General features: G+C 46.8%; 27 protein-coding genes. 8 read left to right on the top strand and 19 right to left on the bottom strand.

The annotated features are described in order from the left end of the window. Window positions 1-31: 31 nt before the first annotated feature. From ACTHSP_RS04110 to lon, 3 genes are all read right to left on the bottom strand, one after another. Window positions 32-301 carry a FeoA family protein gene (locus ACTHSP_RS04110; RefSeq protein ID WP_003683509.1) on the bottom strand — a complete coding sequence of 90 codons (270 nt, stop codon included), beginning with the start codon at window positions 299-301 and terminating at the stop codon, window positions 32-34. A gap of 346 nt (window positions 302-647) precedes the next feature. Further along, window positions 648-917 carry an HU family DNA-binding protein gene (locus ACTHSP_RS04105; protein WP_003683413.1) on the bottom strand — a complete coding sequence of 90 codons (270 nt, stop codon included), beginning with the start codon at window positions 915-917 and terminating at the stop codon, window positions 648-650. A gap of 185 nt (window positions 918-1,102) precedes the next feature. Next, window positions 1,103-3,562, bottom strand: a complete 2,460-nt coding sequence (lon, locus tag ACTHSP_RS04100) for an endopeptidase La (protein ID WP_049352313.1) — start codon at window positions 3,560-3,562, stop codon at window positions 1,103-1,105. A 213-nt stretch (window positions 3,563-3,775) separates the two neighbouring features. On the opposite strand from lon, the gene ACTHSP_RS04095 reads away from it, so the two are divergent. From ACTHSP_RS04095 to lipA, 3 genes are all read left to right on the top strand, one after another. Then, window positions 3,776-4,051, top strand: a complete 276-nt coding sequence (locus tag ACTHSP_RS04095) for an HP0495 family protein (RefSeq protein WP_049352316.1) — start codon at window positions 3,776-3,778, stop codon at window positions 4,049-4,051. Then, window positions 4,051-4,653, top strand: coding sequence for a lipoyl(octanoyl) transferase LipB (gene lipB, locus ACTHSP_RS04090; protein ID WP_049352317.1), 603 nt, complete (start codon window positions 4,051-4,053; stop codon window positions 4,651-4,653). Before ACTHSP_RS04095 ends, lipB begins: the two co-directional genes overlap by 1 nt. A gap of 129 nt (window positions 4,654-4,782) precedes the next feature. Continuing rightward, window positions 4,783-5,766, top strand: a complete 984-nt coding sequence (lipA, locus tag ACTHSP_RS04085; RefSeq protein WP_003683323.1) for a lipoyl synthase — start codon at window positions 4,783-4,785, stop codon at window positions 5,764-5,766. A 203-nt stretch (window positions 5,767-5,969) separates the two neighbouring features. Here lipA and hemB read toward each other — a convergent pair whose 3' ends face one another. The 5 genes from hemB to ACTHSP_RS04060 form a co-directional block, all read right to left on the bottom strand. Continuing rightward, window positions 5,970-6,971, bottom strand: coding sequence for a porphobilinogen synthase (gene hemB, locus ACTHSP_RS04080; protein ID WP_049329593.1), 1,002 nt, complete (start codon window positions 6,969-6,971; stop codon window positions 5,970-5,972). A gap of 32 nt (window positions 6,972-7,003) precedes the next feature. Continuing rightward, window positions 7,004-7,714, bottom strand: coding sequence for a DUF6973 domain-containing protein (locus ACTHSP_RS04075; protein WP_049352320.1), 711 nt, complete (start codon window positions 7,712-7,714; stop codon window positions 7,004-7,006). 160 nt (window positions 7,715-7,874) lie between these two features. Next, complete coding sequence (locus ACTHSP_RS04070) at window positions 7,875-8,747, bottom strand: DMT family transporter (RefSeq protein ID WP_049352322.1); 873 nt, start codon at window positions 8,745-8,747, stop codon at window positions 7,875-7,877. 3 nt (window positions 8,748-8,750) lie between these two features. Next, on the bottom strand, window positions 8,751-9,338 hold the full coding sequence (locus ACTHSP_RS04065; protein WP_049352325.1) for a DnaJ domain-containing protein: 588 nt from the start codon (window positions 9,336-9,338) through the stop codon (window positions 8,751-8,753). 15 nt (window positions 9,339-9,353) lie between these two features. Continuing rightward, a complete protein-coding gene (locus ACTHSP_RS04060; RefSeq protein ID WP_003683433.1) occupies window positions 9,354-9,839 on the bottom strand; it encodes an aminoacyl-tRNA deacylase in 486 nt (161 codons plus the stop codon). A gap of 99 nt (window positions 9,840-9,938) precedes the next feature. On the opposite strand from ACTHSP_RS04060, the gene ACTHSP_RS04055 reads away from it, so the two are divergent. From ACTHSP_RS04055 to ACTHSP_RS04045, 3 genes are all read left to right on the top strand, one after another. Next, window positions 9,939-10,292: a RidA family protein gene (locus ACTHSP_RS04055; RefSeq protein WP_003683286.1), complete on the top strand. Its 354-nt coding sequence runs from the start codon at window positions 9,939-9,941 to the stop codon at window positions 10,290-10,292. A gap of 128 nt (window positions 10,293-10,420) precedes the next feature. After that, the gene (gene ttcA / locus ACTHSP_RS04050; RefSeq protein WP_250600636.1) at window positions 10,421-11,380 is read left to right on the top strand and encodes a tRNA 2-thiocytidine(32) synthetase TtcA; all 960 of its coding nucleotides are present in this window, start codon (window positions 10,421-10,423) and stop codon (window positions 11,378-11,380) included. Window positions 11,381-11,539: 159 nt separating this feature from the next. Beyond that, window positions 11,540-12,028, top strand: a complete 489-nt coding sequence (locus ACTHSP_RS04045; RefSeq protein WP_036472395.1) for a DUF456 domain-containing protein — start codon at window positions 11,540-11,542, stop codon at window positions 12,026-12,028. Window positions 12,029-12,089: 61 nt separating this feature from the next. Here ACTHSP_RS04045 and ACTHSP_RS04040 read toward each other — a convergent pair whose 3' ends face one another. The 6 genes from ACTHSP_RS04040 to ACTHSP_RS04015 all read right to left on the bottom strand — a co-directional run bounded on the left by ACTHSP_RS04040 (window position 12,090) and on the right by ACTHSP_RS04015 (window position 17,440). Further along, window positions 12,090-12,749: a UPF0149 family protein gene (locus ACTHSP_RS04040; RefSeq protein WP_440345673.1), complete on the bottom strand. Its 660-nt coding sequence runs from the start codon at window positions 12,747-12,749 to the stop codon at window positions 12,090-12,092. 43 nt (window positions 12,750-12,792) lie between these two features. Beyond that, window positions 12,793-13,575: a TrmH family RNA methyltransferase gene (locus ACTHSP_RS04035; RefSeq protein WP_036472392.1), complete on the bottom strand. Its 783-nt coding sequence runs from the start codon at window positions 13,573-13,575 to the stop codon at window positions 12,793-12,795. A gap of 118 nt (window positions 13,576-13,693) precedes the next feature. Next, on the bottom strand, window positions 13,694-14,242 hold the full coding sequence (locus ACTHSP_RS04030; protein WP_440345672.1) for a sigma-E factor negative regulatory protein: 549 nt from the start codon (window positions 14,240-14,242) through the stop codon (window positions 13,694-13,696). 5 nt (window positions 14,243-14,247) lie between these two features. Further along, window positions 14,248-14,847, bottom strand: a complete 600-nt coding sequence (gene rpoE / locus ACTHSP_RS04025) for an RNA polymerase sigma factor RpoE (RefSeq protein ID WP_049352341.1) — start codon at window positions 14,845-14,847, stop codon at window positions 14,248-14,250. 219 nt (window positions 14,848-15,066) lie between these two features. Next, entirely contained in the window at window positions 15,067-16,392 is a 1,326-nt protein-coding gene (tilS, locus tag ACTHSP_RS04020; protein ID WP_049352344.1) for a tRNA lysidine(34) synthetase TilS, read from the bottom strand. An 88-nt stretch (window positions 16,393-16,480) separates the two neighbouring features. Then, window positions 16,481-17,440 (bottom strand): acetyl-CoA carboxylase carboxyltransferase subunit alpha, encoded by a 960-nt coding sequence (locus ACTHSP_RS04015; protein ID WP_070748760.1) that lies wholly within the window; start codon window positions 17,438-17,440, stop codon window positions 16,481-16,483. Between the two features lie 204 nt (window positions 17,441-17,644). Between ACTHSP_RS04015 and ACTHSP_RS04010 the strand changes: the two genes are divergently transcribed. After that, entirely contained in the window at window positions 17,645-18,046 is a 402-nt protein-coding gene (locus ACTHSP_RS04010) for an RNA-binding S4 domain-containing protein (protein WP_003679090.1), read from the top strand. A gap of 103 nt (window positions 18,047-18,149) precedes the next feature. On the opposite strand, the gene ACTHSP_RS04005 is transcribed toward ACTHSP_RS04010, so the two are convergent. The 4 genes from ACTHSP_RS04005 to ACTHSP_RS03990 all read right to left on the bottom strand — a co-directional run bounded on the left by ACTHSP_RS04005 (window position 18,150) and on the right by ACTHSP_RS03990 (window position 23,268). Next, window positions 18,150-19,349 carry a hypothetical protein gene (locus ACTHSP_RS04005; protein ID WP_440345670.1) on the bottom strand — a complete coding sequence of 400 codons (1,200 nt, stop codon included), beginning with the start codon at window positions 19,347-19,349 and terminating at the stop codon, window positions 18,150-18,152. Between the two features lie 96 nt (window positions 19,350-19,445). Then, window positions 19,446-21,209: an exodeoxyribonuclease V subunit alpha gene (gene recD, locus ACTHSP_RS04000; protein ID WP_440345669.1), complete on the bottom strand. Its 1,764-nt coding sequence runs from the start codon at window positions 21,207-21,209 to the stop codon at window positions 19,446-19,448. A 132-nt stretch (window positions 21,210-21,341) separates the two neighbouring features. After that, window positions 21,342-22,025 (bottom strand): lipoprotein-releasing ABC transporter ATP-binding protein LolD, encoded by a 684-nt coding sequence (gene lolD, locus ACTHSP_RS03995; protein WP_003683651.1) that lies wholly within the window; start codon window positions 22,023-22,025, stop codon window positions 21,342-21,344. Next, window positions 22,018-23,268, bottom strand: coding sequence for a lipoprotein-releasing ABC transporter permease subunit (locus tag ACTHSP_RS03990; RefSeq protein WP_440345668.1), 1,251 nt, complete (start codon window positions 23,266-23,268; stop codon window positions 22,018-22,020). Before ACTHSP_RS03990 ends, lolD begins: the two co-directional genes overlap by 8 nt. A 214-nt stretch (window positions 23,269-23,482) precedes the next feature. Between ACTHSP_RS03990 and ACTHSP_RS03985 the strand changes: the two genes are divergently transcribed. After that, on the top strand, window positions 23,483-23,770 hold the full coding sequence (locus ACTHSP_RS03985) for a hypothetical protein (protein ID WP_003683377.1): 288 nt from the start codon (window positions 23,483-23,485) through the stop codon (window positions 23,768-23,770). A 62-nt stretch (window positions 23,771-23,832) separates the two neighbouring features. On the opposite strand, the gene recR is transcribed toward ACTHSP_RS03985, so the two are convergent. Next, entirely contained in the window at window positions 23,833-24,438 is a 606-nt protein-coding gene (gene recR, locus ACTHSP_RS03980; RefSeq protein ID WP_049352356.1) for a recombination mediator RecR, read from the bottom strand. Window positions 24,439-24,501: the final 63 nt, after the last annotated feature.

Genomic DNA, 24,501 nt, shown 5'->3' with positions numbered 1-24,501 from the left:
CCATCATTTTTCCTTATTCTTTCAGACGGCCTTAAACGGCCTCAACGATACGACACATAATCTTCCCGGCCTCTTCCAAACGCAGGGAGAATTGGGATTGGTTACCCAAACGTACCGCAAACGGGCCTCTCCCAAAACCACCCACTGCAATCACTTGCAACGGCATTCCGCTGGAAAAACCCAAATCCGAAAGACGACGGGTTACCAAGGTATCCAAATCACCAAAAACAGGGTTGGGAGCAATGGAATCAATATGTACGACTGCGCCTTTTTTAAGGCGCGACAAAGGAATGGTAGACATAAGCCTCTCTTTTCATTTGTTTTAAAATCAGATTATTGAAAAAATGTGAGAAGTATGACGAGTGCGTGGCACATTTGAAAGATTGGTTATGAATGGCTATTTGCCCCTTCTTTCGATAAGTGCGGTTTGTTTTGAATACTGTGTTTCCGTTAATGATAAGGTATATCAATATAAAAATCAAATGTAACAAGATAAACTAAAAAGGCTGAAATCCTTTTATCATTAGGATTTCAGCCTTTTTATGCACTCAACAAACTAAAGGCCGTCTGAAAGGTTTCAGACGGCCTTCAAAATAAAAAACCGAATCAATTCGGTTTTTTATTCCCATTCAGGGAAAGACTCTAAATTACAGAGCGTCTTTCAATGCTTTACCGGCACGGAATTTAGGAGTTTTAGCAGCAGCAATAGTCAAAGGCTCGCCAGTTTTAGGGTTGCGGCCTTGACGTTCGGCGCGTTCGCCGACGTAGAAAGTACCGAAACCGACCAGAGTAACAGTGTCGCCGTTTTTCAACGCGTTGGTTACGGCATTAGTAGTAGCATCCAAAGCTTTTTGCGCAGCAGATTTGGAAATGCCGGCTTCTTGAGCAATTGCTTCGATCAATTCAGACTTGTTCACAATTAGTCCCTTCCTATCGTAAAAAATGATGAAATGCCCGAATACTCGGGGCTTAAGCACTTTTAAAGCACATACGCACTTTATAGCAATTCTGAAATTATCATGTCAAGTAAAAGATGTGGAATTGCCCTATTTTTGTGGCATTCAGGGCAAAACCACATTTTTTGCAACATCAGACGGCCAACTTAATGCTTGGTTGCTTTTGTTCTTGACTTCGCCTTAGAAGTTTGCGGGGTCTCGGCAACCGCCAATTCAGCCGCCCATTGCTCAGGCTGAGTTTCCAAGCCCAAAGCCAACACTTCATCAATCCATTTGACCGGATGAATGGTCAGACCGGTTTTGACATTTTCAGGGATTTCTTCCAAATCTTTGATGTTGTCTTTTGGAATCAATACATGCTTGATCCCGCCGCGCAAAGCAGCCAGCAGTTTTTCTTTCAAACCGCCGATCGGCAAAACTTCGCCACGCAAAGTAATTTCGCCGGTCATCGCCACATCTGCACGCACCGGAATTTTGGTAAAGGCAGAAACCATCGCCAAAGTCATGGCAATACCTGCGCTCGGACCGTCTTTTGGCGTCGCACCTTCAGGCACATGGATGTGAATGTCTTTCTTCTCGTAAAAATCAGGAGCCAAACCCACTGATTCAGCACGGGAACGGACAACCGACCATGCGGCCGATACCGATTCTTTCATGACATCGCCCAGTTGGCCGGTACATTGAATCGTACCTTTGCCCGGCAAGGCAACCGCCTCAACAGTCAACAACTCACCACCGACTTCCGTCCAAGCCAAACCGGTTACCTGACCGATACGGTTTTCGCTTTCAGCCACACCATAGTCGAAACGGCGTACGCCCAGATAGTCATGCAGATTTTTCTCAGTAACTTTAATCGCTTTAGGCTTGGCCTTGCTTACTGTTTTGGATTTAGACGCTTTTTTCTTATCCTCATTCAAAGTAACCTGCATTACCACTTTGCGGCAGATTTTGGCAATTTCACGATCCAACGAGCGGACACCGGCCTCGCGGGTGTAGTAACGGATAATATCGCGTACCGCACTTTCATCAACCACCAATTCGCCCTCTTTTACACCATTGCGCTTCATTTGTTTCGGCACAAGGTATTGCATGGCGATATTGATTTTTTCGTCTTCCGTATAACCGGACAGACGGATAATTTCCATACGGTCAAGCAGCGGAGTCGGGATATTCAAGCTGTTTGAAGTTGCAATAAACATCACATCGCTCAAATCATAATCAACTTCGGCATAGTGGTCGGCAAACTTGTTGTTTTGCTCAGGATCCAGCACCTCAAGCAAAGCACTGGCCGGATCACCACGGAAATCGCTGCCCATCTTGTCGATTTCATCGAGCAAGAACAATGGATTTTTCACACCGGCTTTCGCCATGTTTTGCAGGATTTTGCCCGGCATAGAGCCGATATAGGTACGGCGGTGGCCGCGGATTTCGCTTTCATCACGCACGCCGCCCAACGCCATACGCACATATTGACGGCCTGTCGCCTTGGCAATCGATTCACCCAAGGAAGTTTTACCCACACCCGGAGGGCCAACCAGACACAAAATCGGGCCTTTGAGCTTGTCCATACGTTTTTGAACAGCCAAATATTCCAAAATACATTCTTTGACTTTTTCCAATCCATAGTGGTCGGCATTCAAAATCAAATCAGCCTTGGCAATATCTTTGCTGACACGGGATTTTTTCTTCCACGGCAACTCAAGCAAAGTATCGATATAGTTGCGCACGACGGTAGATTCCGCAGACATTGGCGGCATCATTTTCAGTTTTTTCAATTCAGACAGACATTTTTCTTCAGCTTCTTTGCTCATGCCTGCTTCTTTGATTTTGTTCTCCAGCGCATCCAGTTCGCCGCGCTCGTCTTCTTCGCCCAACTCTTTCTGAATCGCTTTCACTTGCTCATTTAAGTAATACTCGCGTTGGGATTTTTCCATTTGACGTTTCACGCGGCCACGGATGCGCTTCTCAACCTGCATGATGTCGAGTTCGGCTTCCAACTGCGCCAGCAGAAATTCCAAACGGTCAACAATGCCGGCAGTCTCCAATACATATTGACGTTGCTCCAATTTCAGCTGCAAATGCGCGGCAATAGTATCTGCAAGGCGGCTGTTGTCATCAATACTGCTGATGGTGCTGATGACTTCGGCAGGGATTTTTTTGTTCAACTTCGCATATTGCTCAAATTGAGTCAGCAGAGTACGGCGCAAGGCCTCAATTTCAGGATTGTCCTTGTCGCTATTCTCATCAATCGCCTCAACATGGGACAAAAACAATCCGCCTGTTTCATCAACCGTCAATGCACGCGCACGACGGATACCTTCTACCAATACTTTAACCGTACCGTCAGGCAGCTTCAAAACCTGCAAAACTTGGGCGACCGTGCCGGTCTGGTGCAAATCTTCAGCTTTAGGATCTTCTGTATTAGGGTCAAGCTGGGCCAACAGGAAAACCGGATCATCATTGGCCATTGCCGCCTCAAGGGCCGCAATCGATTTAGGACGACCGACGAACAGCGGCAATACCATATGCGGATACACCACAACATCGCGTAAAGGCAAGGTAGCCAGCGCACTGTATTCCTCGAAATATTTGTCTTTTGTCGGCATAGTTAGAAATCTCAATCATTGTTAAATCAGAATGTAGCTCAAAATTGGGCTGAAGCGCTGCATTTCAAGACTTGAAAACAGCTTATCCGCACCTATTTTCGAAAACATCATTTTTAATAGCCCGATATGGACGTTTACGATAAAATATATCGGATTTCAGGCCGTCTGAAAACTTTTCAGACGGCCCAAGCAAACCAAACAAGGCAGTAAACCATGACAGACTCAACTGAAAAAAAATCACTGATTGAATTCCCCTGTACTTTCTCCTTGAAAGTTATGGGTGCAGTTCATCCCGAATTTGAATCCGCCATCTTGGAAACCGTGCGCAAACACGCTCCCGATACCGAGCCGCACCACATTACTACGCGCCCAAGCAGCAAAGGCAACTACACCGGCGCAACCGTCAAAGTAAATGTCGACAACCAAGAGCAGCTCGACAATATCTACCGCGACCTGACTGCACACAAATTGGTAAAAGTGGTGCTGTAATGAAAATCGTGCACAAAGGCTTGGTCGATTACCTGCCGACTTTCGAAGCCATGAAGGCATTTAATGCCTCACGTGACGAAAATACCGAAGACGAATTATGGGTGGTCGAACATCCGCCCGTATTTACCCAAGGCTTGGCCGGAAAACCCGAACACCTCCTCATCCGCGACGATATTCCCGTTGTCCAAATTGACAGAGGCGGTCAAATTACCTATCACGGCCCCGGCCAACTGGTCGTCTATACGATGATCAATTTCAAACGCCGTAAAACCAGTGTCCGCCACATCGTTTCCGCACTTGAAAACAGCATCATCGCCACCTTGGCAGAATACGGCATCGAAGCAGCCGCCGATCCCAAACGCCCCGGCGTTTATGTCGGAGAGCGTAAAATCGCTTCCCTTGGCCTGCGTATCAAAGACGGATCCGTTTACCACGGTTTGGCTCTCAATGTGAACATGGATTTAAGTCCGTTTACCCATATCAACCCCTGCGGTTATGCCGGTATGGAAATGACCCAAATTGCCGACTATGTCTCTCCGGCACCCAGTTTGGCAGAAGTTTCAGACAAACTGACTAAGCATTTACAAAAAGAGCTAGCATAAGGCCGTCTGAAAATATTCGACCCCAACGCCATCTTTTAACTGCCCCTCTGAACCCACAAGCCCTTAGGCCATAAAGGCCGCAATCAGCTTTTCAGACGGCCTTTATAACGACAGAAAGAACACATCACCATGAGTGAAGAAGTAAAAAACGACCCCAAACGCGGCATCAAACTAAAAGGCGCAGACAAAACTGCACGCATTCCGATTAAAGTCGTTCCATTGGAACAAAAATTGAAAAAGCCCGAATGGATCCGCGCCAAATTACCGGGCAAGAAATTCTTTGAAATCAAAAATATTCTTCGCGAACAAAAAATGCATACCGTGTGCGAAGAAGCATCTTGTCCAAACATCAGCGAATGCTTTACCAAAGGTACGGCCACATTCATGATTATGGGCGATATTTGTACCCGCCGCTGCCCGTTCTGCGACGTTGGCCATGGCCGCCCCAACATGTTGGATCCTGACGAGCCTAAACACTTGGCCGAATCTGTCAAATCCATGAACCTACGCTATGTCGTGATTACTTCCGTCGACCGTGACGACCTGCGTGATGGCGGCGCCCAACATTTCGCCGACTGCATCAAAGCCATCCGTGAAACCAGCCCGAATACCAAAATCGAAATCCTCGTTCCCGATTTCCGCGGCCGTCTGGACATCGCACTGGAAATCTTGGCAGAAACACCGCCCGACGTGATGAACCACAACTTGGAAACCCATCCAAGCCTGTATAAAAAAGCCCGTCCGGGTGCCAACTACCAACATTCCCTCGAGCTTCTGCGCCGCTACAAAGAAATGATGCCTCATATCCCGACCAAATCCGGCATCATGGTCGGCTTGGGCGAAACAGACGAGGACGTACGCGAAATCATGCGCGATATGCGTGCCAACAATATCGAGATGATTACCATCGGCCAATATCTGCAACCTTCAGACGGCCACTTGCCCGTCTTGCGCTATGTAACGCCTGACCAATTCAAAGTTTTTGAAAAAGAAGCATACGAATTGGGCTTTACCAATGCCGCCATCGGCGCAATGGTTCGCTCCAGCTACCACGCAGACGAGCAAGCAGCCGAAGCTTTGCGTGAAACCCACGGGGGTTGCAGCCATCACTAAGGTTTAAATTATATAAGGCCGTCTGAAAAAACAGTTCCCTGATTTTTCAGACGGCCTTTATTTGGTCAAAATGACTATACAAGATTTTTTAGATTTAAAAAAATAAACCTTAGTCGGGCTCTATTGAGTCAATTTTAAGTAATACAAAAAAGCGGCAAAACAGGATAAACACTGTTTGCCGCTTTTTAATTTATTTCTTTATTTTACTTCTTCAACAATTTTGCCGCTTCAATCGCATAGTAAGTCAAAATACCATCGGCGCCGGCGCGTTTGAATGCCAACAGGCTTTCCAAAATGGTTTTTTCGCCATCCAACCAACCGTTTTGAATGGCTGCCTGAAGCATGGCATATTCGCCGGAAACTTGGTAGGCATAAGTCGGTACGCCGAACTCGTCTTTAACTCGGCGGACGACATCCAGATACGGTAGACCCGGTTTTACCATTACCATATCTGCGCCCTCTTGAATGTCCAATGCTACTTCGTGCAAGGCTTCGTTAGTGTTTGCAGGATCCATTTGGTAGGTTTTCTTGTCTGCCTTACCCAAATTGCCGGAGCTGCCGACAGCATCGCGAAACGGGCCGTAAAACGCTGAAGCATATTTTGCCGAATATGCCATGATGTGCGTATGGATGTGTCCAGCATCTTCCAAAGCTTCGCGAATGGCAAGAATACGTCCGTCCATCATATCTGATGGGGCAATGACTTGTGCGCCCGCATCTGCATGACACAAAGCCTGTTTTACCAAAACTTCAATGGTTTCATCGTTGAGGACATAGCCATTTTCATCGGTTAAACCGTCTTGGCCGTGAATGGTATAAGGGTCCAAGGCAACGTCAGTCATGATACCCAGTTCTGGGAATTTCTCACGCAAGGTTCGTACTATTGTCGGTACCAAGCCTTCAGGATTATAAGCTTCCTCCGCAAATTCGGTTTTGTTTTGCGTTACCACGGGAAACAAAGCCAGCATAGGAATGCCGAGCTTCAGTGCTTCTTCAGCGGTAAACAACAATTTGTCCAAACTTTGGCGTTTGACGCCAGGCATGGATGGTACTGCCTCTTCCTGATTCTGACCTTCCAATACAAAAACCGGATAGATCAAATCATCTGCCGTCAAAGTATGCTCGCGCATCAGGCGACGTGAAAAATCATCTTTACGCATACGGCGCATACGGGTGTTTGAGACATAACGCGGAGGGAAATTCATAATAATTGCCTTTAAATGATGAAGTCTTAAAATCAGTCTTCGACTTGACGCATGGCCTTAACCGAACGCTTGATTTCGTTGAGTGTATCGGTTTTATAACCGCTACGTTCCTGTTCGGTCATGCCGTTTTGATCCAATTTGGCGATGTTTTTCAATGCCTCGGCATACTGGCCGTCTGAAAGTTTTTCCTGTTTGATGTGCCAACGGTTGTTCACTTCGGAAGCCGTCCACAAGCCTACTTTGTTGTAGTAGAACAAAATGCTTGCCGCTAGCGTTTTCATATCGCGGTCGGGCTTGGCACTGCCGATACTGCGGCCGATACGGTTGTTGCGTTGATCGACCGCTTGGTCGGCAAGGTAGCGGCTGAAGTAGTCGTCTTTACCTTCACGCAACTCCATATCCGTCAGACGCGCATTACCTGCTTTTTCTGCAATAATACTGTCGAATTTGGAAGCAATCGCCGCCTGCCACAATGCTTGGCGTACGGCATTGACTTGTGTCCCCCTGCTGTCGCCGTTTGCTTTATCGTCCAAACCTGAACGCTCGGCAAAACGTGCGGCATTGCTGGTCATATTGATTAAGCCTTCGTCTTCCATACCGATAACTTGAGCGGCTACGGGATGGTTAAGCGCGAATTGAGCCATTTTGCTGCGGCGGCTTTGATCTTCCTGATAAGATTGACAGCCGGACAATACCAGCATGCCGAGAACGGCGCATTGAATGTGTTTTTGAATATGTTTCATGATGTAACTATCGATATTATTGTGTGAGTTCAACTTCTTTGTTTAACATAGAAACGCCCGTAAGCGCAAAATAATTCCCATACGGCCAAATCGGCGCATGAATGGCTATTTTATAATAAAAATAAGGCCGTCTGAAAATTTTCAGACGGCATAAGTATTTTTAGCCTAGCAAGCTGCGGATCTGCGGCCAGTAAAACAGGCAGGCTATCGAGCAAATAGCAATGCTGATACCGGCTGCATTAATGCTGCTGATTTTTTCCTTAAATATTGCCGCACCAATCAGCGTACCCAAAACAATCACGCCAATATTCATACCGGCAAATACCAAGGTCGGATTATCCTTCATGATTTGGTGTGCCGAGATGTAGGTAACAATATTCAAAAAGTTCAGGCAGCCCAAAATCATACCGCCCACTATGCCCTCTTTAGTCCATTTGCTTCCTTTGGCAAACAGGTAGCCAAACATCAAGATACCTGCCAAACAAAACGCCACCAGCAAATTACCAGCAAACGCGGTACCGCTTTTGGCCACTTGTTTGAACAAAATATCAATGACGCCGTAGCCGCACCAAACGCCCAAAAGCAGCATTACTTGCGTGCTGAAGCCGCCGGATTTCTTGCCGCCATCGCTTTTCCAAAGTAAGAAAAACAGTGCCGTAAATGCCAATACCAAACCAATCAGACGGCCTTCGGTCAACTGCTCATGGAAAAGCGTGAATGAAGCGACAATCGGCAGAAACAACGATAGGCGTTGTGCCGCGTCCGATTTGACAATACCTGCCGCATCTACCGATTTGCCCATAATGACAAACACGGTTGGCAGTAATATACCCAAGGCCGCAAAAAGCCACCAAGTCGGTAAAAATACCTGCGGATTGCTCAAATCAGGCTTTAACACCAGCATGGTCAAGGTTATAGCAACGATGTAGTTCACCGCTACCGCCTGCTCGATATTGATTTTTTGCTTGCGCGCCACTTTCAGCAATACGGAAACCAACACGCTGCAAACGATACTTGCCAATAAATATGCCATGCTTTAAAACCATCCTTGAGTGGAGACGGGCTTATCTTCATTCAGTTTAATCAGTCCGATGACTACACGGTAAATAAACCAAATGGCAGTTACCAACAGAATCAACCAACCAATTAAGATAAGTGTAGTAAAAGTGCCCAAAACCGTACCTACTAAAGACACCCAAAATGTCTTAATCAAATAATCGATATGGCTGGCGTAAATACTGCCTTGAGCCTCATCGCGTTTAACATACGCCATGATCACACCGACAACGGGGGTAAACAAAATCAATAAGCCCACAGCATATGTCACATAAGCGATAAAAACATAGTTTTTCACGTCAGAGCTGGGCGTGTTAACCACATTTGTCGCCATATCAGTGAAGTTGTTGGTATTGGTTTCCTGACGCTCGTACTGCATAGCCGCATCATAAGCCAACCGTTTTTCCGGATGAGACAATACTTCAAAAGCCTGTCCGATGGCTTTAAACCGCTCCGCATCTTTCTGAATATCCGGATTGGCCACCAATTTGCCGTAAGCCTCGCGGATAACGTTGATATCAGCATCCTGAGATACTCCCAAGATTTCGTATAAATTTAATTGTTCCATCTGTATTCCTATCCTTTATGAATCGACTGCAACATGAACATCTTTCGGATTAAGCGTCCGCAGGTTTTCAGGCTTCATGCCTACGATAAACCCACGTTTGCCGCCATTGATAAAAATCTCGTCCAAAGCCCAAATACTTTCTTCCACATAAACCGGCAAAGCGGTTTTCATACCGAACGGTGATGTACCGCCGACCAAATATCCAGTCCATTTCGCCGCCTGATCCGCTGTTGCCGGCTCGATGTGTTTCAAGCCTAGCTCGCGCGCCAGATTGCGGGTGGAAATATGTTTGTCGCCGTGCATTAAAACAACCAAACCTTTTTTATGCTCATCCTGCAAGACGATCGTTTTGATGACTTGATGCTCGGGCTTGCCCGCACATTCGGCAAAACGCGCCGTACCGCCATGTTCTTCATACGCGTAAACATAAGGGACAAAATCGATTTTCTTACTGCGTAAAAAGCGTACTGCCTGCGTAACCGGATATTCTGCTTTACTCATGGGTTGTTTCCCGCCATCCTTTTCAGACGGCCCCTCTTAAATGTGGAACGTAAACAGTCGCAATGTTACCATACCTTCTTTTTGAAATCAGGAGACAACATGGATATCCGCTATCTTGGTGCAAGCAAACGCTATTCGGAAGCCGTCGTAGCCAACGGCTTGGTTTTCCTCTCCGGCATGGTTCCCGAAAATCCTGAAGCCGATGCCAAAGCGCAAACTGAAAATGTTTTGGCGCAAATCGATTCATGGCTCGCACAATGCCAATCCGACAAAGCCCATATTTTAGAAGCCACCATCTATCTGCCCGATATGAACGACTACGCCGCTATGAACGAAGCCTGGGATGCATGGACAGCCCCCGAACGCGCTCCGGCCCGCGCCTGCGTGGAGGCGAAACTGGCTTCTCCCGACTGGAAGGTTGAAATCAAAATTACCGCCCTTCAAATCAAATAAAGAGCAAATATCAGGCCGTCTGAAAACGCCGCTTCAACCAAGCAAGCGCAGTTTTTCAGACGACCTTTATTCTTTTGCGGTACAATACCGCCCTTAAATTTTTCTATTATTTCAAAGCACAAACAGCCATGTCCAAAAAAACCAAGCAAGAATTAGAAAACAACAAACTCAGCAAACGCCTGCGCCACGCCGTCGGCGATGCCATTAACGATTTCAATATGATCGAGCCGGGCGACAAAATCATGGTCTGCCTCTCAGGCGGCAAAGACAGCTACGCCCTTTTAGACATTCTGTGCCAGCTTCAAGCCAGCGCGCCGATTGATTTTGAACTGGTCGCCGTCAATCTCGACCAAAAACAGCCGGGCTTCCCTGAAGAAGTATTGCCGACCTATCTCGAAAGCATCGGCGTTCCCTACAAAATCGTTGAAGAAGACACTTATTCCACCGTCAAACGTGTATTGGAAGAAGGTAAAACGACTTGTTCACTGTGCAGCCGTTTGCGCCGAGGCATCCTCTATCGCACTGCAAAAGAATTGGGCTGCACCAAAATCGCCTTGGGACACCACCGCGACGACATCCTCGCCACCATGTTCCTGAATATGTTTTACGGCGGCAAACTCAAAGCCATGCCGCCCAAACTGGTAAGCGACAACGGCGAACACATCGTCATCCGTCCTCTCGCGTATGTCAAAGAGAAGGACTTGATTAAATACGCCGAGCTGAAGCAATTCCCAATTATCCCATGCAACCTCTGCGGCTCTCAGCCCAACCTGCAACGCCAAGTCATCGGCGATATGTTGCGCGACTGGGACAAACGCTTCCCCGGCCGTATCGAGTCTATGTTCTCCGCTCTACAAAACGTCGTTCCATCGCATTTGGCCGATACCGAACTTTTCGACTTTGTCGGCTTGGAACGCGGTCAAAGCCTGAAACACGGCGGCGACTTGGCGTTTGACAGCGAAAAAATGCCGGAACGTTTCTCCGACGGCAGCGAAGAAGACGAAAGCGAAATTAAAATCGAACCGCAAAAAACCGAACGCAAAGTCATCAATATTTTGGCAAACAAACCCAAAACCTGCGGTATGTAACCGCGTTTAGACATTCAGACGGCCTTTCGGTAGCTATTGACTGAAAGGCCGTCTGAATATTTAGGCATATTTTCATTTTCTTGCATAAACCTTTATCGCAATCCGGCAAAACGCCCTCATAATACCGCCATTATCCACCCCTCTATCAAAAGGAAAACCATGACCACCATTCTGATTATCCTCGGTTTAATCGCCATTGTTGTCGGCATTTTAGGCACTATTTACCCTGCCTTGCCCGGACTGGGTTTGATGTTTGGCGGCGCATGGCTGTTGGGTTATGCCGGCGATTATCAAGTGTTTGGCTCGGGTACGCTGACCTTTTTGGCCATTGTTGCCGTATTCGGTACTGCAATGGATTATGTGGCGGGTGCATTGGGTGCAAAATATACCGGCGCAAGTAAAACCGCGGTTTGGGGTGCATTTATCGGCGGCATCGTCGGCGCATTCTTCTCTATTCCCGGCTTGTTGCTCGGCCCGCTGACCGGCGCGGCCATCGGCGAATTTATTGCACGCAAAGACACTTGGCAGGCAGGCAAAGTCGGTATCGGTACGTTTATCGGCTTCATCATCGGTACCGTAGCCAAAATCGGCTGCGCATTGACCATCGCACTGACCATCCTGTTTGTTTGGTTAGCCTCATTCTTCTAAATAAAAAATATTAAAGGCCGTCTGAATTTCAAGTATTCAGACGGCCTTTTTATTTCATTGGTTATTTGCCGCAGCAAGCTTTGTACTTTTTACCGCTGCCACACGGGCAAGGATCGTTACGCCCCACTTTTTCGCCTTCACGGCGTACGGTTTGCGGCTTATTGATGATGGCCTGCCAGTACCAGTAAATATCCAGCAGGACATGTGGCAAATCAGATTCCAGCTGGGTCAGCTCTTTTTCATTCAGATGCAAGATGACTTCGCCGTTTTCCTCATCATCATAGATACCACCCAAAGCCATAATCGGATAGAACAAATCTTCAAATTCTTCCTGTTCGACTGCTTCAAACCAATCGGTAGGCACAATATCCAGTGCGTAAAGGTAGGCATTACACCAAGTGTAGAAATCCGGATTACCGGCTTCATCTTCATAAAGCCACAGATCAGGCAGGATTTTTTCGTTGAGCTTCATGCGCATATCGGCGGCCATTGCCATGACCAAACGTTCGATTTCGGTGCGCTCTTTGGCATCAAACAAAGATTCCTCACCCAAAATCTCTGGCAGCCAGTTGGTCGGATTCAAAGCATCCGGACCGCTCAATAAAGCCATCATAAAACCTTGAACCTCATCACAACGCATGGTGTTATGGGCTTCAGATTTATCATCCAGCAATTCCATCAAGCGGCTGCGTGCCGCTTCATCAAAAGTCAGTATTTGCATTTTTGTTCCTTAAAATAAAATTGTATTATTGTTTTCAGACGGCCTAGGCATGGATACGTTGCCGCATTTGTTCAAACAGACAAACCGTTGCCGCCATCGCGACATTCAAGGATTCGGTTTGCCCCAACATGGGGATTTTGACACAGGCATCAGCCTTCTCTTTTACCGTTTCGCTCACGCCGCTGCCTTCGTTGCCAAACACCCAAGCACAAGATTGACTGAGGTCCATTTCATACAAACCGATATTGCGACCGCCCAAGGCAGTTGCCCAAATTTGATGCTGATACGTTTCCATCCAAGCGGATAATTCCACTCGATTGAAAATAGACAGCAGAAAATGCGCACCCATCCCCGCTCGCAACACTTTGGGCGACCAGATATCCACGGAATCATTGCCGCACACGATTTGCCTGATTCCGGCTGCCGCCGCGCTGCGCAAAATCGTGCCTGCATTGCCGGGGTCTTGTACCCGCTCCAATACTACGCAATCGCCGTCTGAAGGCAAACCTGCCTGCTGCGGAATATCAATCCAAGTCATCACATCATCGGCATCGGTCAGACTGGTGATTTTAGACAGTGCTTCGTTACCGACCCAAGTAATCAATCCCTCGTCCAACTGCGCCGTAATTTCTTGAATTTCAAGATGTTGCTGTTTCTTTTCAGGCAAGTAAACCTGTTTGGGCGTACCGCCGCTTTGCAAATAAGTTTGCAGCAGATGTACGCCTTCCAATACGGTTTCACCGCTTTCACGCCTTGCTTTGGCCTGCGTCAGCAGACGGAATAAATGTTTGAGCTGTTCGTTTTGAGCAGAGGTAATCAGTTTCATGGAGCGCATTATAACTGTTTTAACTTCCTTGAAGCTATGCTTTCAGACGGCCTGACAGTTTCACTTCGAAAATAAAAAACCCTTGCAATGAAGCAAGGGTTTTACATGATTTCATTTTTTACTGCACAACAGTCTGCTGCTCATTTTGCTGCTCGGTACGGACAGTCGGACGGTTTTCAAGTTTGCTGTCTTTTGCCGCATTCGGCACAACAGTCTCGTCAGGCTCGGAAGCCGCTTTATCACCAGGCGTACCGCTTACCGGAATGATATTTTGAGCAGGCTGAACATTAGACTTCTCTGCAACTGGCATATCGTCACGAGAAGTTTGCGGTGTAAATTGCCATACTGCAACAGCAATCGCACACACGCTGGCTGTGGCCGCGAAGAATTTGAAGAAGCCGCTATTGGCCGCTTCACGCTGAGCATATTTTTCCTGTTTGCCTTCAGCCTCGTTTTGAGGCACTGTAAATGCTTTGCTTTGCATGGTTTTACCGGTAACACTCGCCGCAGCACCCTGACGGATACAGTCGCCGATAATGTGGTATTCATGCCAAGCGCGCAAGGCTTCCTCATCTGCCAATACGGCATCCAGCATCTCATCAGTCAATGCTTCACCGTCCATCAATGCAGACACATACTCCAATGCTTTATTTGTTTTGTCATTCATTTTTATTACCACCTTTGATCTTCAGAAGTATCCAACAGCGGCCGCAAATCTTTTGCAATCAGTTCACGCGCTCTGAAAATACGCGAACGTACAGTACCTATCGGACAATCCACTACCCGAGCTATTTCTTCGTAAGACAAGCCATCCATTTCCCTAAGTGTAATGGCTTGACGCATATCGTCTGGCAGTTGCGCAATGCTTGCTTCGACGGTCTGCAAGATTTCCCGATTCATCATTTCAGCTTCCGGCGTATGGTAATCTGCAATCTGATCGGTTAAATCAAGAACATCTCCCTCCTCATTGGCTGCTTCCGAACTGACAAAAAACTGGCGACCCGAAGTGGTCAGAAAATTCTTTGCCGTATTGATACCGATACGGTACAGCCATGTATAAAATGCACTCTCACCGCGAAAATTAACCAGCGCACGATAAGCCCTAATCATTGTCTCTTGGGTTACATCGTGTACTTCGTGCTCATCCTGAATAAAACGGGAAATCAGTCTGTTTAGCCGACGCTGATACTTGGACATCAGCATCTCGAATGCCTTATGGTCACCTTTCTGCGCGCGCTCCACCAAAACTTGATCTATTTGGCGATCGTTCATACCCAACCTTTAATCGTTTTACTGCTTTAAACCAAAAAATAGTAAAGCGTGCTGTGCACAATAAAGACAGCATCGCTTTGAAAAAGTTCCACAAGATTACATTTAATCGCAAAAGTTTATTCGTATAGATACTCTAATATAAGCTATATTGCTTATTATATCTACACTTAGCAAAAGTAGTTAAATTACTAATACTTATTAAATTTAAAGTTAGTCTCTTTACTTTTCTACTATATATTTAGCTAACTTTTCATGAACAGGCAGATAGCCTTCCCCTATTTGAACATCGCTTCCCACCCGAAGATTAATAACAGCAAGGCACTTGTTGCCCATACTTAGGATAATCGGCCAATATTTACGGACGAATGGCACAATATGACACTCTTGCAATAGTTTTTCGACTGATTTTTCCCTCTGCCCCGACTGAATCACATCACCTTTGGCCACATTTCGAAGTACCGCCTGCTTCTCCAACTCCTCTTCTGACAAACCTCCCTTAAAGGGTAATAAAACGAAACCGTTTTCCAGCAAAATATCTTTCAGACGGCCTCGAACTTCCCTGCCATTACACCAAGGCAGTTTTTGAAACTCACTTTCCTGACAAACAAACAGCTTATCTCGATATACGACTAGTTTCCCGTCTGGCAAATTCAACTGCGCTTGATCAGCGGTTTCTAATACTCGGGCAAAATCGGCAATGCTGTGATAAGAAGGCAATGATTCCGTTTGCTTTCGCAAAAAATACCAAAGCAGCCGACGACGCAAAAGCGGGGTACACTGCCGCCATAGACTGATGCTGAATATTCCGTTTGGACTGATGCGCTGGTATTCAGACTCAATCAATTCATCTAAAAGCTGCAAATCTTCCTGCAATAATCGAACATTGGTACAAATTTGCTGCTCAAAATTCGGGATACGCTGCTGCCATTTCGGCAAAGCCTGATTTCTCATCCAATTGCGTAAATAGCCTGAGTCTTCATTACTTTCGTCTTCAACAAAAGATAATCCCCATTGTTGCGCATACTCAGCCAGTTCCTGACGGGAAAATGCCAAAAGCGGCCGCCAAATTTGAATCTCTTCATTTAAATCACGCCATACCGGCATGGCCGCCATACCGCGTAATCCACCCCCTCGCACAGCCGACAACATAAATGTTTCGATTTGATCATTGCGGTGATGGGCCAAAACAATAATTTTCTTCAGGCCGTCTGAAAATGCCTGATATCGGGCAGCCCTGGCCGCAGCCTCCAAACCTTTTCCTTGTTTTTCCACATTGACACGGCACACGCGCAAGGTCACATTCAAACCCCGACAATAATCCTGACAAAATTTTGCCCAACTGTCGGCATTAGTGCTTAAACCATGATGAACATGGACGGCACGCAAATCAAAATGGTGAAATTCACGCGTCCGGTGCAAAAGATGCAGCAGGACGACAGAATCCAATCCGCCACTCAAACCAACTTCAACCACAGTATGGCTCGGCAAATCAGGAAAAGCTGCGTGAAAACTTTTAAATAGGGAATCAGGGGATAGTTGCGACATTTCAGACGGCCTGAAATTGTGAATTACTCAAAAATAGAACACAAAAAAAGCAAGCAGCGACATCTGCTTGCTTTTTCAGCAGTCAAACTTATTTATCGGTAAATTTACCGTAAGCCATGATGCGGTCGAAACGGCGAGAAAGCAAGTCAGGCATGGTCATGCTTTGCGCTTCGCTTAATTGCTGTTCCAAAACGGTTTTGACGTTTTTCATCGTGGTTTCAAAATCACGGTGTGCGCCGCCCAAAGGCTCATCAATTACTTTATCAATGAGATCCAACTCTTGCAGGCGTTTGGCGGTAATACCCAATGCTTGCGCGGCATCTGCTGCTTTTTCAGCAGTTTTCCAAAGAATAGAAGCGCAACCTTCGGGAGAAATCACCGAATAAGTCGAATATTGCAGCATATTGACGTAGTCGCCGACAGCCACTGCCAACGCGCCACCTGAACCGCCTTCACCAATGATGGTGCATAATACCGGCACATGCAGACGGGTCAGTTCGTACAAATTACGGCCGATGGCTTCAGACTGGCCGCGTTCTTCTGCACCAATGCCCGGATACGCGCCCGGAGTATCGACAAAGGTCATAACTGGAATATTGAATTTTTCGGCAGTCTTCATCAAGCGCAGTGCTTTACGGTAACCCTCAGGACGCGGCATACCGAAATTGCGGCGGATTTTTTCTTTGGTATCGCGGCCTTTCTGATGGCCGATAACCATCACGCTTTGGCCGTTAAAACGCGCCAAACCGCCGACAATGGCATGATCGTCAGAATAATGGCGGTCGCCGTGCAACTCTTCAAAATCGGTAAAAATACCGTTGATGTAGTCCAAAGTATAAGGACGTTGCGGATGGCGGGATACTTGTGAAATTTGAGCCGGAGTCAGCTTGCTGAAAATTGACTTGGTCAACTCACTGCTTTTCTTTTTCAGTCTGGCAATCTCGTCAGAAATATCAACGGCAGATTCGTCTTGTACGAATCGCAACTCGTCAATTTTATTGGTTAATTCGGCGATGGGTTGTTCGAAGTCCAAAAATACGGGTTTCATAAAACAAAGCTCTCGGTAACGGTTGCTGACATGATACGCTAATCAGACGCATTTGACAGCATTTCTCAAAGGGAAACTGCCATCTTTTGCAATAAAAAATCTTTCAGACGGCCTTTAACAAAGGAATAGTATAGCTGCACTAAACGCATGAAGTGCCGTATCTTATGATAAACTTCAATTCAGTTCAATCATTTCAAACAGGCTATGAAAAACGATCATGACAATTCGTCCATGCGCTTGGACAAATGGCTGTGGGCCGCACGCTTTTTCAAGACCCGCGCGCTGGCACAAAAACATATTGAGCTGGGCAGAGTTTTGGTAAACGGCTCAAAAGTGAAAAACAGCAAAAATATTTCTGCCGGCGACACCATCGACATGACTTTGAACTCCCTTCCCTACAAATTCAAAGTTGCCGCGCTCAATCATCAACGCCGCCCGGCACCGGAAGCGCGTTTACTCTACGAAGAAGATATGAAAACGGCTGCCGAACGCGAAGCTCAAAAACAACTCGACCAAGCCAGCCGCATCAGTGCCGCTTATCCGGACGGACGCCCAACCAAACGCGACCGACGCCAGCTTGACCGTATGAAGCGCGATAGCTGGTAAAGCGTTTCATCCATTTCATCCATTGTTTCAGACGGCCTTATATCCATGCCGTCTGAAAACCAAAAACAGGCAGGACACCCTGCCTGTTTTTTATTTGTGATGATTAAAACTTATATTCTAACTGACCACGAATAACGTTTACGTCCTGCTTATCCCTGCCGACGGTAGGCGTAACCTGTTTGCCGGCCAAATAGAAGCCTTTGAGTTTCCAGTTTTTCCAAGGAATATAGGTCGCACCGATTTGCACGCCTTGGACGTTTTTGCTGTAATCCTCAACAGAAGAGACACCGGACAACGAACCGACACGACGGTAGTTCAAGAATACGTCGTAAGAATTGCGGACGTTCCAGTCGGCCAATTTATAGCGCACTTCAGTGAACACGCCGTCATTTTTGATTTTTTGTCCGGCATCATTATAGGCTTTGATATTGGACTTGCTGACTGCGGCCATCCAATGCCAATCATCATTAAACTTGATGTCCGTACCGATTTCTCCGAAGACCGCATTTTTCTTCGCACCGCGTACATCGATGTCTTTCATGTAACTGACGGTTGCGCCGACGTTGATATTCTCATTCACAGGCAACATACTTTGAACCGCGGCAAAATGTCTGCGGCGGCCGCCAATGCCCCATGTGTTGTCGTTCAGGTTGCCAGTGCGGCGGCCCGCATAGATTTTGGTAGGCAGGGTTTTATTGTCGAAGAAGATTTCGCCGCCGGTTACTTCGGTATCCCAGACGCGGCCGTAGGAAGAGAACGCACCAAATTTACCGACACGCGCTTTAATATTGTTGTACAAAGTGCCTTCGGCATACAGTTTATTGACCGGCACATCATGATCGCCGTTGAATTTACCGGTTTCCAAATCGATATTCGGCTCAATTTGCGCCACCAATTTCCAATCTTTATACAGTTTTGCGCGTAACCAAAACTCCGCATTGAAGTTGGCATTGGTATCTTCAGGCGTCGGATTGATGCTGCTGTTGTTGGCATTGATGTCTTTGGCATCCGCACGTACGCGCAAGCCACCATTTACAATCAACAAATCATTGAAAATGCTGATTCTATCGTCATCTTTGCGAATGATACTGCCGGAATTGACGTAATCGTTGGTGGTGGCCAAAGCCGCCGCATCACGTCCGCCATCAGCATTCTCTGCCAAAGAATAAGATGATGAAGCCAATAAAATACAGGTTGCAATCAGTTTGGTTTGAAATTTCATGCCGACTCTCCAAAAGAAGGTATTGAAAGTGAAGTATTCGATAAAGCGTACAAAATTATGAATTTCGTATAAATTATTCATTTTATTTACTAATTATTTTTATCGTATGTAAATTAGTGTAATCAATCAAGCAGATTTAAACGCTTTATCCTCTTTCAGACGGCCTCTTGATTCAGGTCAAACGGAAGCCTGCTCATCAGGCTGTTCAAACTGCCATTTCAAGGCATCGGCCAATGCTGTCCTGCGTTTTTGATGGCATTCCACAGCTTTACATAATTCCTCCGCATTTCCCCAAAATACAAAACGTTCACGCGCACGGGTAATGGCCGTGTAAAGCAAAGCTTTATCCAAACCTCGGGCCTCTTCTTCACTCTCCGTCGTTGCAGGTACTGACGGCGGCAACAGCCATACTTCCCGATATTCCGAACCTTGGCTCTTATGCACCGTCATGGCAAAAGCCGATTCAAAATCGGGCAAACGGCTGATAGCAATTTTTTTGAATCCATCTTTCTCAGGAAAATATGCAGACAAGCCATTCAACGATTCTTTATCCGGCATAATCAGCCCGATGTCGCCGTTAAACACTTCCAACATATAATCATTGTGCGTAATCATGATGATTTGTCCGGCAAACCAAGGCGTTTCGCCCGAAACCTTGCCTTGCCGTTGCAAGTATTCTTGATAAGCCTGATTCAAATCATCAGCATCCTGCCGCCAAGCCGCCAATACCACCACATCGGCCGCATAACCATAGGCGAGTGCAACATTATTCTCCGCTACGGCCTGCCAATAATCCTGTTGCTTTTGATACAGCAAGGCAACCTGCTCTTTCAGACGGCCTGATTTCATTTCCAATTCTTTGGGGAACTTGTCAAACTGTTCAACCGCAGTTTGCTTTTCCCCGGACACCACCGCCCTTGCCAAACAGCCGATACCGCTGTCTGCACCAAAACGGTGGCTGAATGTCAATTTGGCATTGTTTTGCGATAAAGCTTGTGGCTGCCCTTTAATCTCAAAATCATGATCGGGCAGGTACACTTCCAACTTTTCAGCGGTTTCTTTATCCAAAGCCGTCGGACGTGATAATGCCGCCAATACGGCTCCCAAGCCAACCGACGGCAACTGGTTTTCATCTCCAAGCAACACCAAACGACAGCCGCTCGGTACGGCACGCAACAAATCCAACACTAGCGGCAAATCCAACATCGAAGCCTCATCCACCACCAAAACATCCAAAGCAAGCGGATATTCACGATTGAACGCAGGGCGCATTTGCGGCGGCCGCAGTTTCAACAATCGATGGACGGTCTGCCCTTCCAAATTTTCCAAATGCGCTTTAATGCTCGGAGACAAATCAAAACCGTCTAAAGCACGCTGCAAAGCCCGTGCCATATGCGCAGCCGCTTTGCCCGTCGGCGCCGCCAAAGCGATACGTGGCAGCTTCGTACTGTTATTGCAAATCAGACCCAAAAGCTTTGCTACGGTCGTCGTCTTACCCGTACCCGGCCCGCCGGTAATCAGCATAAAGTTTTGCAGCAAAGCCAAAGCCGCAGCATCCCGTTGCTCTTTACTGTCTTTAGTATCAAACCAGTCGCTCAGGCTTTTTGAAGCCGCCATGAAATTCACTTCTTCCGCTTCGGCTCTGGCCAGCCGTTTGATTTCAACAGCCAAATCATGCTCCAACTGCCACATTCGCCCCAAAAACAATTTCCGGCCTTGCAGGATAAGCGGTTTATCCGCATTACCGACCAAATTCGGCAAGTTGCTTAAGGCATCGATATCCTCTTTATCCAAATAAATGAACGAATGCCCGTTTTGCAAGGCTGCAAACAGTCGAACCACATAAGGTTCAATAACGGATGCCCCCTGTACTTCGTGGCGGCGGAAAAACGCTATAGCCGCATCTGCGGCAGAGGAAAGGATAGAGTTGGTCGGATTCATGGCTTAGGATTGATTGATACGAAAAAAGAAAGGCCGTCTGAAAAACAGTATTTCCATATAATGAAAACCTGTTTTTCAGACGGCCTCTATTATACCGTTCAAAGCATAAAATATTTGCCTGAAATAATAACCTTATTGCAGCACTTGCAGGCTGCCGTCTTTCATGGTCATTACCCGGTCGAAACGCTCAGCCAGCTCGTCATCATGGGTCACTACAATCAGGCTGGTGTTCAATTCGCGTTTCAAATCCAGCATCATGTCCAGCACATTTTGCGCATTTTTACGGTCAAGGTTCCCCGTCGGTTCATCCGCCAACAGGCATTTCGGCTCATTAACCAAAGCACGGGCAATCGCCGCACGCTGACGCTCGCCGCCGGAAAGTTCGCTTGGACGGTGCAGCATACGCTTGTCCAAGCCAACCTTTTTTAGCATCTTAACAGCCTTTTCCTCGGCCATCGCCTTGGGCATTTTGCCGATTAAAAGCGGCATCATGACATTTTCCAAAGCAGAAAACTCAGGCAATAGATGGTGGAACTGATACACAAAGCCCAAATAACGGTTGCGCAATTCGCCCAACTGTTTTTGACTCAAACCGCCCAAATCCTGATCCATCAGTATTACCTTGCCTTCAGACGGCATATCCAAGCCACCGAGAAGGTGCAGCAATGTGGATTTACCGCTGCCTGACGAACCGATGATACTCACGCTTTCCGCTTCGGCAACTTCAAAATCTAAATGATTCAACACTTGTACATTCAATGCGCCGTCATTATAGCTTTTGCCAACGCCGGTACATTTCAAAATTGTCTTACTCATAACGCAAAGCCTCCGCAGGTTGGGTTTTTGCAGCACGCCAGCTCGGATACAGTGTGGCGATAAATGCCAAGCCAAGCGAAATGCAGGCAATAACGGCGACATCCTTCAAGTTCACATCGCTAGGCAGGTAATCGATGAAATAAACTTGAGAGTTAATCAAATGCACGCCAAACAGATCTTCAAAAAACGCGACAATCTTGCCGACATTCCAACCCAGCAATACACCGCATACCACGCCCACAAGCGTACCGAAGAACCCCGCAAATGCGCCCTGCACCAAGAAAATCTTCATGACGCCGCCCGGAGACAAACCCAAAGTGCGTAAAATCGCAATATCGGCTTGTTTTTCCGTTACCGCCATTACTAAGGAAGAGACGAGGTTAAACGCAGCAACCGCGATAATCAGTGTCAAGATAATGAACATCATGCGTTTTTCCAACTCTACGGCTTCAAAATAGCTGCGGTTGTTAAACGTCCAGTCGCGCACCCATACCTCATCTTTTTTAGCATCAGGAATCAACTTGGCAATGAAAGAGGGTGCATTCTGAGGATCAGCCAGTCTCAAACGCAGCCCACCGACATTTTCACCCAGTCGATACAAGACTTGCGCATCCTCGATATGCGTCATAGCCAATGTGTTATCGACTTCATAAACACCGGTTTTTACCACACCGACTACATTAAACTGCTTCAAGCGCGGCACTACGCCGGCAGGGGTAACGTTACCTTCTGGCGTAATCACTGTAACCTTGCCGCCAATCTCCGTGCCCAATGCCTCAGCAAGCCCTTGACCCAAAATAATATCAAATTCGCCCGGTTTCAAATCATCAAAACTGCCGGCCGGCATATCCTTACCGTAATCCACGACATTTTTTTCTTCAGACGGCAAAACACCACGTATCTGCACACCGCGCACTTCACCGGCGTTGGCAAGCAAAGCCTGATCGGAAACATAAGGCGCGCTGGCCAATACTTCCTTTTTGCCTTTTACAAATTCGCGCAAATTCTGCCAACCCGGCGCGCTACCGACATCGTAATAGCCAATTTCCGCATGAGGTGCAACGTTCAACAATTGACCGCGTATCTCTTTCTGAAATCCGTTCATCACGGATAAAACCACAATCAGAGCCGTTACACCCAAGGCGATACCGGCGATTGAAATCATGGTAATAAATGACATAAAGCCGTTACGTTTTTTCGCACGCAGATAGCGCAGGCCTATCCAAGTTTCTAAAGAAGCCATTCAAAAATGCCTCATTCGTTTGTCAAAAAAGGCTTATTGTACCGTAAAACCGACAGGTCGTCCGATTGCCCGACTGATGTAGCATTCAGGGATAAAGTGTATGTAAAACCATGTATCTTCCCGTAAATTCCGCCGAAAAACTTGCACAATCGGCCAATCACCCTTATTCTGAAGCTGTGACACACTTTGTCACCATCAAAAAGGAAATACACTAATGAACAGCAAAAAATTCTTGGCCCTCGTATCCGTAGCTGTAGGTTTGTCATTCAGCTTCAACGCATATGCCGCCAAAGAAATCAAAATCAGTTCAAACAATACCGCTTACTCCGACGCCGATGTTCAAAAACTGGCAGCCACTGCTGTCGGCATGGGCGTAAAAGAACCTGTCAGCCTCAACAGCGGAAACGGTGTTGTTACCGTATCCGGCAGCAGCGCAACCAAATGTGCATTCAAAGTCGGCAACGGCGATACGCCTCAAATTCAAGGCGTCAGCTGCAAATAATCTGATTTAATCAATAAAAAGGCCGTCTGAAAGACTTTCAGACGGCCTTTTTATATTGCCATTTAAGATTGAATATTTCTTCTATCGTAAACAGCCTGAGCCAAAGTACCGGCATCCACATATTCCATCTCGCCGCCTAAAGGGATTCCCCTTGCCAATCGGCTGACTTTATAAGGAAGATTTTTAAACAATTCCGCCAATACATACGCTGTCGCATCGCCTTCGGCTGTGAAGTTGGTTGCAATGATAATTTCCTCAATATCACTCGCCTGCAAACGGGCAACCAGCTTATCTAACGCTACTGCCGAAATATCCATGCCCTGCGCCGGACTGACTTGCCCCATCAACACAAAATACAGACCATCATGACAATTAGCCGCCTCCATACTGGAGACATCTGCCGGCATATGAACAATCATCAAACGGCTTTTCTCGCGTTTTTCGTCCGCGCAAATTTCACACAATTCTCCTTCGCAAAATGTATTACACATCCGACAATGCTGCACCTGTTTCAAGGCAAATTGCAAAGCATCCACCAATTCCTGCGCTTCTTCGCGTTTATACTGTAAAAGCTGGTAAGCCATGCGTTGTGCGGATTTCGGGCCGACATTGGGCAGGATTTTTAATGCATTAATCAAGCGGACAAAGGCATCAGGATTTTTACTCATGATTTCAGACGGCCTTTTAAAAGATAGCTAAAAATAAGAAAACAGCCGGAATTCATCCGGCTG

This window comes from Neisseria sp. P0001.S005, from assembly GCF_051963715.1.
The sequence above is the reverse complement of the archived record's forward strand: the minus strand, read 5'-3'. Positions and strand labels throughout refer to the sequence as shown.

Coding starts and splice junctions, on each gene's coding strand:
- ACTHSP_RS04110 (WP_003683509.1), bottom strand. CDS start 301: ATGTCTACCATTCCTTTGTCGCGCCTTAAAAAAGGCGCAGTCGTACAT.
- lon (WP_049352313.1), bottom strand. CDS start 3,562: ATGCCGACAAAAGACAAATATTTCGAGGAATACAGTGCGCTGGCTACC.
- ACTHSP_RS04095 (WP_049352316.1), top strand. CDS start 3,776: ATGACAGACTCAACTGAAAAAAAATCACTGATTGAATTCCCCTGTACT.
- lipB (WP_049352317.1), top strand. CDS start 4,051: ATGAAAATCGTGCACAAAGGCTTGGTCGATTACCTGCCGACTTTCGAA.
- lipA (WP_003683323.1), top strand. CDS start 4,783: ATGAGTGAAGAAGTAAAAAACGACCCCAAACGCGGCATCAAACTAAAA.
- hemB (WP_049329593.1), bottom strand. CDS start 6,971: ATGAATTTCCCTCCGCGTTATGTCTCAAACACCCGTATGCGCCGTATG.
- ACTHSP_RS04075 (WP_049352320.1), bottom strand. CDS start 7,714: ATGAAACATATTCAAAAACACATTCAATGCGCCGTTCTCGGCATGCTG.
- ACTHSP_RS04070 (WP_049352322.1), bottom strand. CDS start 8,747: ATGGCATATTTATTGGCAAGTATCGTTTGCAGCGTGTTGGTTTCCGTA.
- ACTHSP_RS04065 (WP_049352325.1), bottom strand. CDS start 9,338: ATGGAACAATTAAATTTATACGAAATCTTGGGAGTATCTCAGGATGCT.
- ACTHSP_RS04060 (WP_003683433.1), bottom strand. CDS start 9,839: ATGAGTAAAGCAGAATATCCGGTTACGCAGGCAGTACGCTTTTTACGC.
- ACTHSP_RS04055 (WP_003683286.1), top strand. CDS start 9,939: ATGGATATCCGCTATCTTGGTGCAAGCAAACGCTATTCGGAAGCCGTC.
- ttcA (WP_250600636.1), top strand. CDS start 10,421: ATGTCCAAAAAAACCAAGCAAGAATTAGAAAACAACAAACTCAGCAAA.
- ACTHSP_RS04045 (WP_036472395.1), top strand. CDS start 11,540: ATGACCACCATTCTGATTATCCTCGGTTTAATCGCCATTGTTGTCGGC.
- ACTHSP_RS04040 (WP_440345673.1), bottom strand. CDS start 12,749: ATGCAAATACTGACTTTTGATGAAGCGGCACGCAGCCGCTTGATGGAA.
- ACTHSP_RS04035 (WP_036472392.1), bottom strand. CDS start 13,575: ATGAAACTGATTACCTCTGCTCAAAACGAACAGCTCAAACATTTATTC.
- ACTHSP_RS04030 (WP_440345672.1), bottom strand. CDS start 14,242: ATGAATGACAAAACAAATAAAGCATTGGAGTATGTGTCTGCATTGATG.
- rpoE (WP_049352341.1), bottom strand. CDS start 14,847: ATGAACGATCGCCAAATAGATCAAGTTTTGGTGGAGCGCGCGCAGAAA.
- tilS (WP_049352344.1), bottom strand. CDS start 16,392: ATGTCGCAACTATCCCCTGATTCCCTATTTAAAAGTTTTCACGCAGCT.
- ACTHSP_RS04015 (WP_070748760.1), bottom strand. CDS start 17,440: ATGAAACCCGTATTTTTGGACTTCGAACAACCCATCGCCGAATTAACC.
- ACTHSP_RS04010 (WP_003679090.1), top strand. CDS start 17,645: ATGAAAAACGATCATGACAATTCGTCCATGCGCTTGGACAAATGGCTG.
- ACTHSP_RS04005 (WP_440345670.1), bottom strand. CDS start 19,349: ATGAATAATTTATACGAAATTCATAATTTTGTACGCTTTATCGAATAC.
- recD (WP_440345669.1), bottom strand. CDS start 21,209: ATGAATCCGACCAACTCTATCCTTTCCTCTGCCGCAGATGCGGCTATA.
- lolD (WP_003683651.1), bottom strand. CDS start 22,025: ATGAGTAAGACAATTTTGAAATGTACCGGCGTTGGCAAAAGCTATAAT.
- ACTHSP_RS03990 (WP_440345668.1), bottom strand. CDS start 23,268: ATGGCTTCTTTAGAAACTTGGATAGGCCTGCGCTATCTGCGTGCGAAA.
- ACTHSP_RS03985 (WP_003683377.1), top strand. CDS start 23,483: ATGAACAGCAAAAAATTCTTGGCCCTCGTATCCGTAGCTGTAGGTTTG.
- recR (WP_049352356.1), bottom strand. CDS start 24,438: ATGAGTAAAAATCCTGATGCCTTTGTCCGCTTGATTAATGCATTAAAA.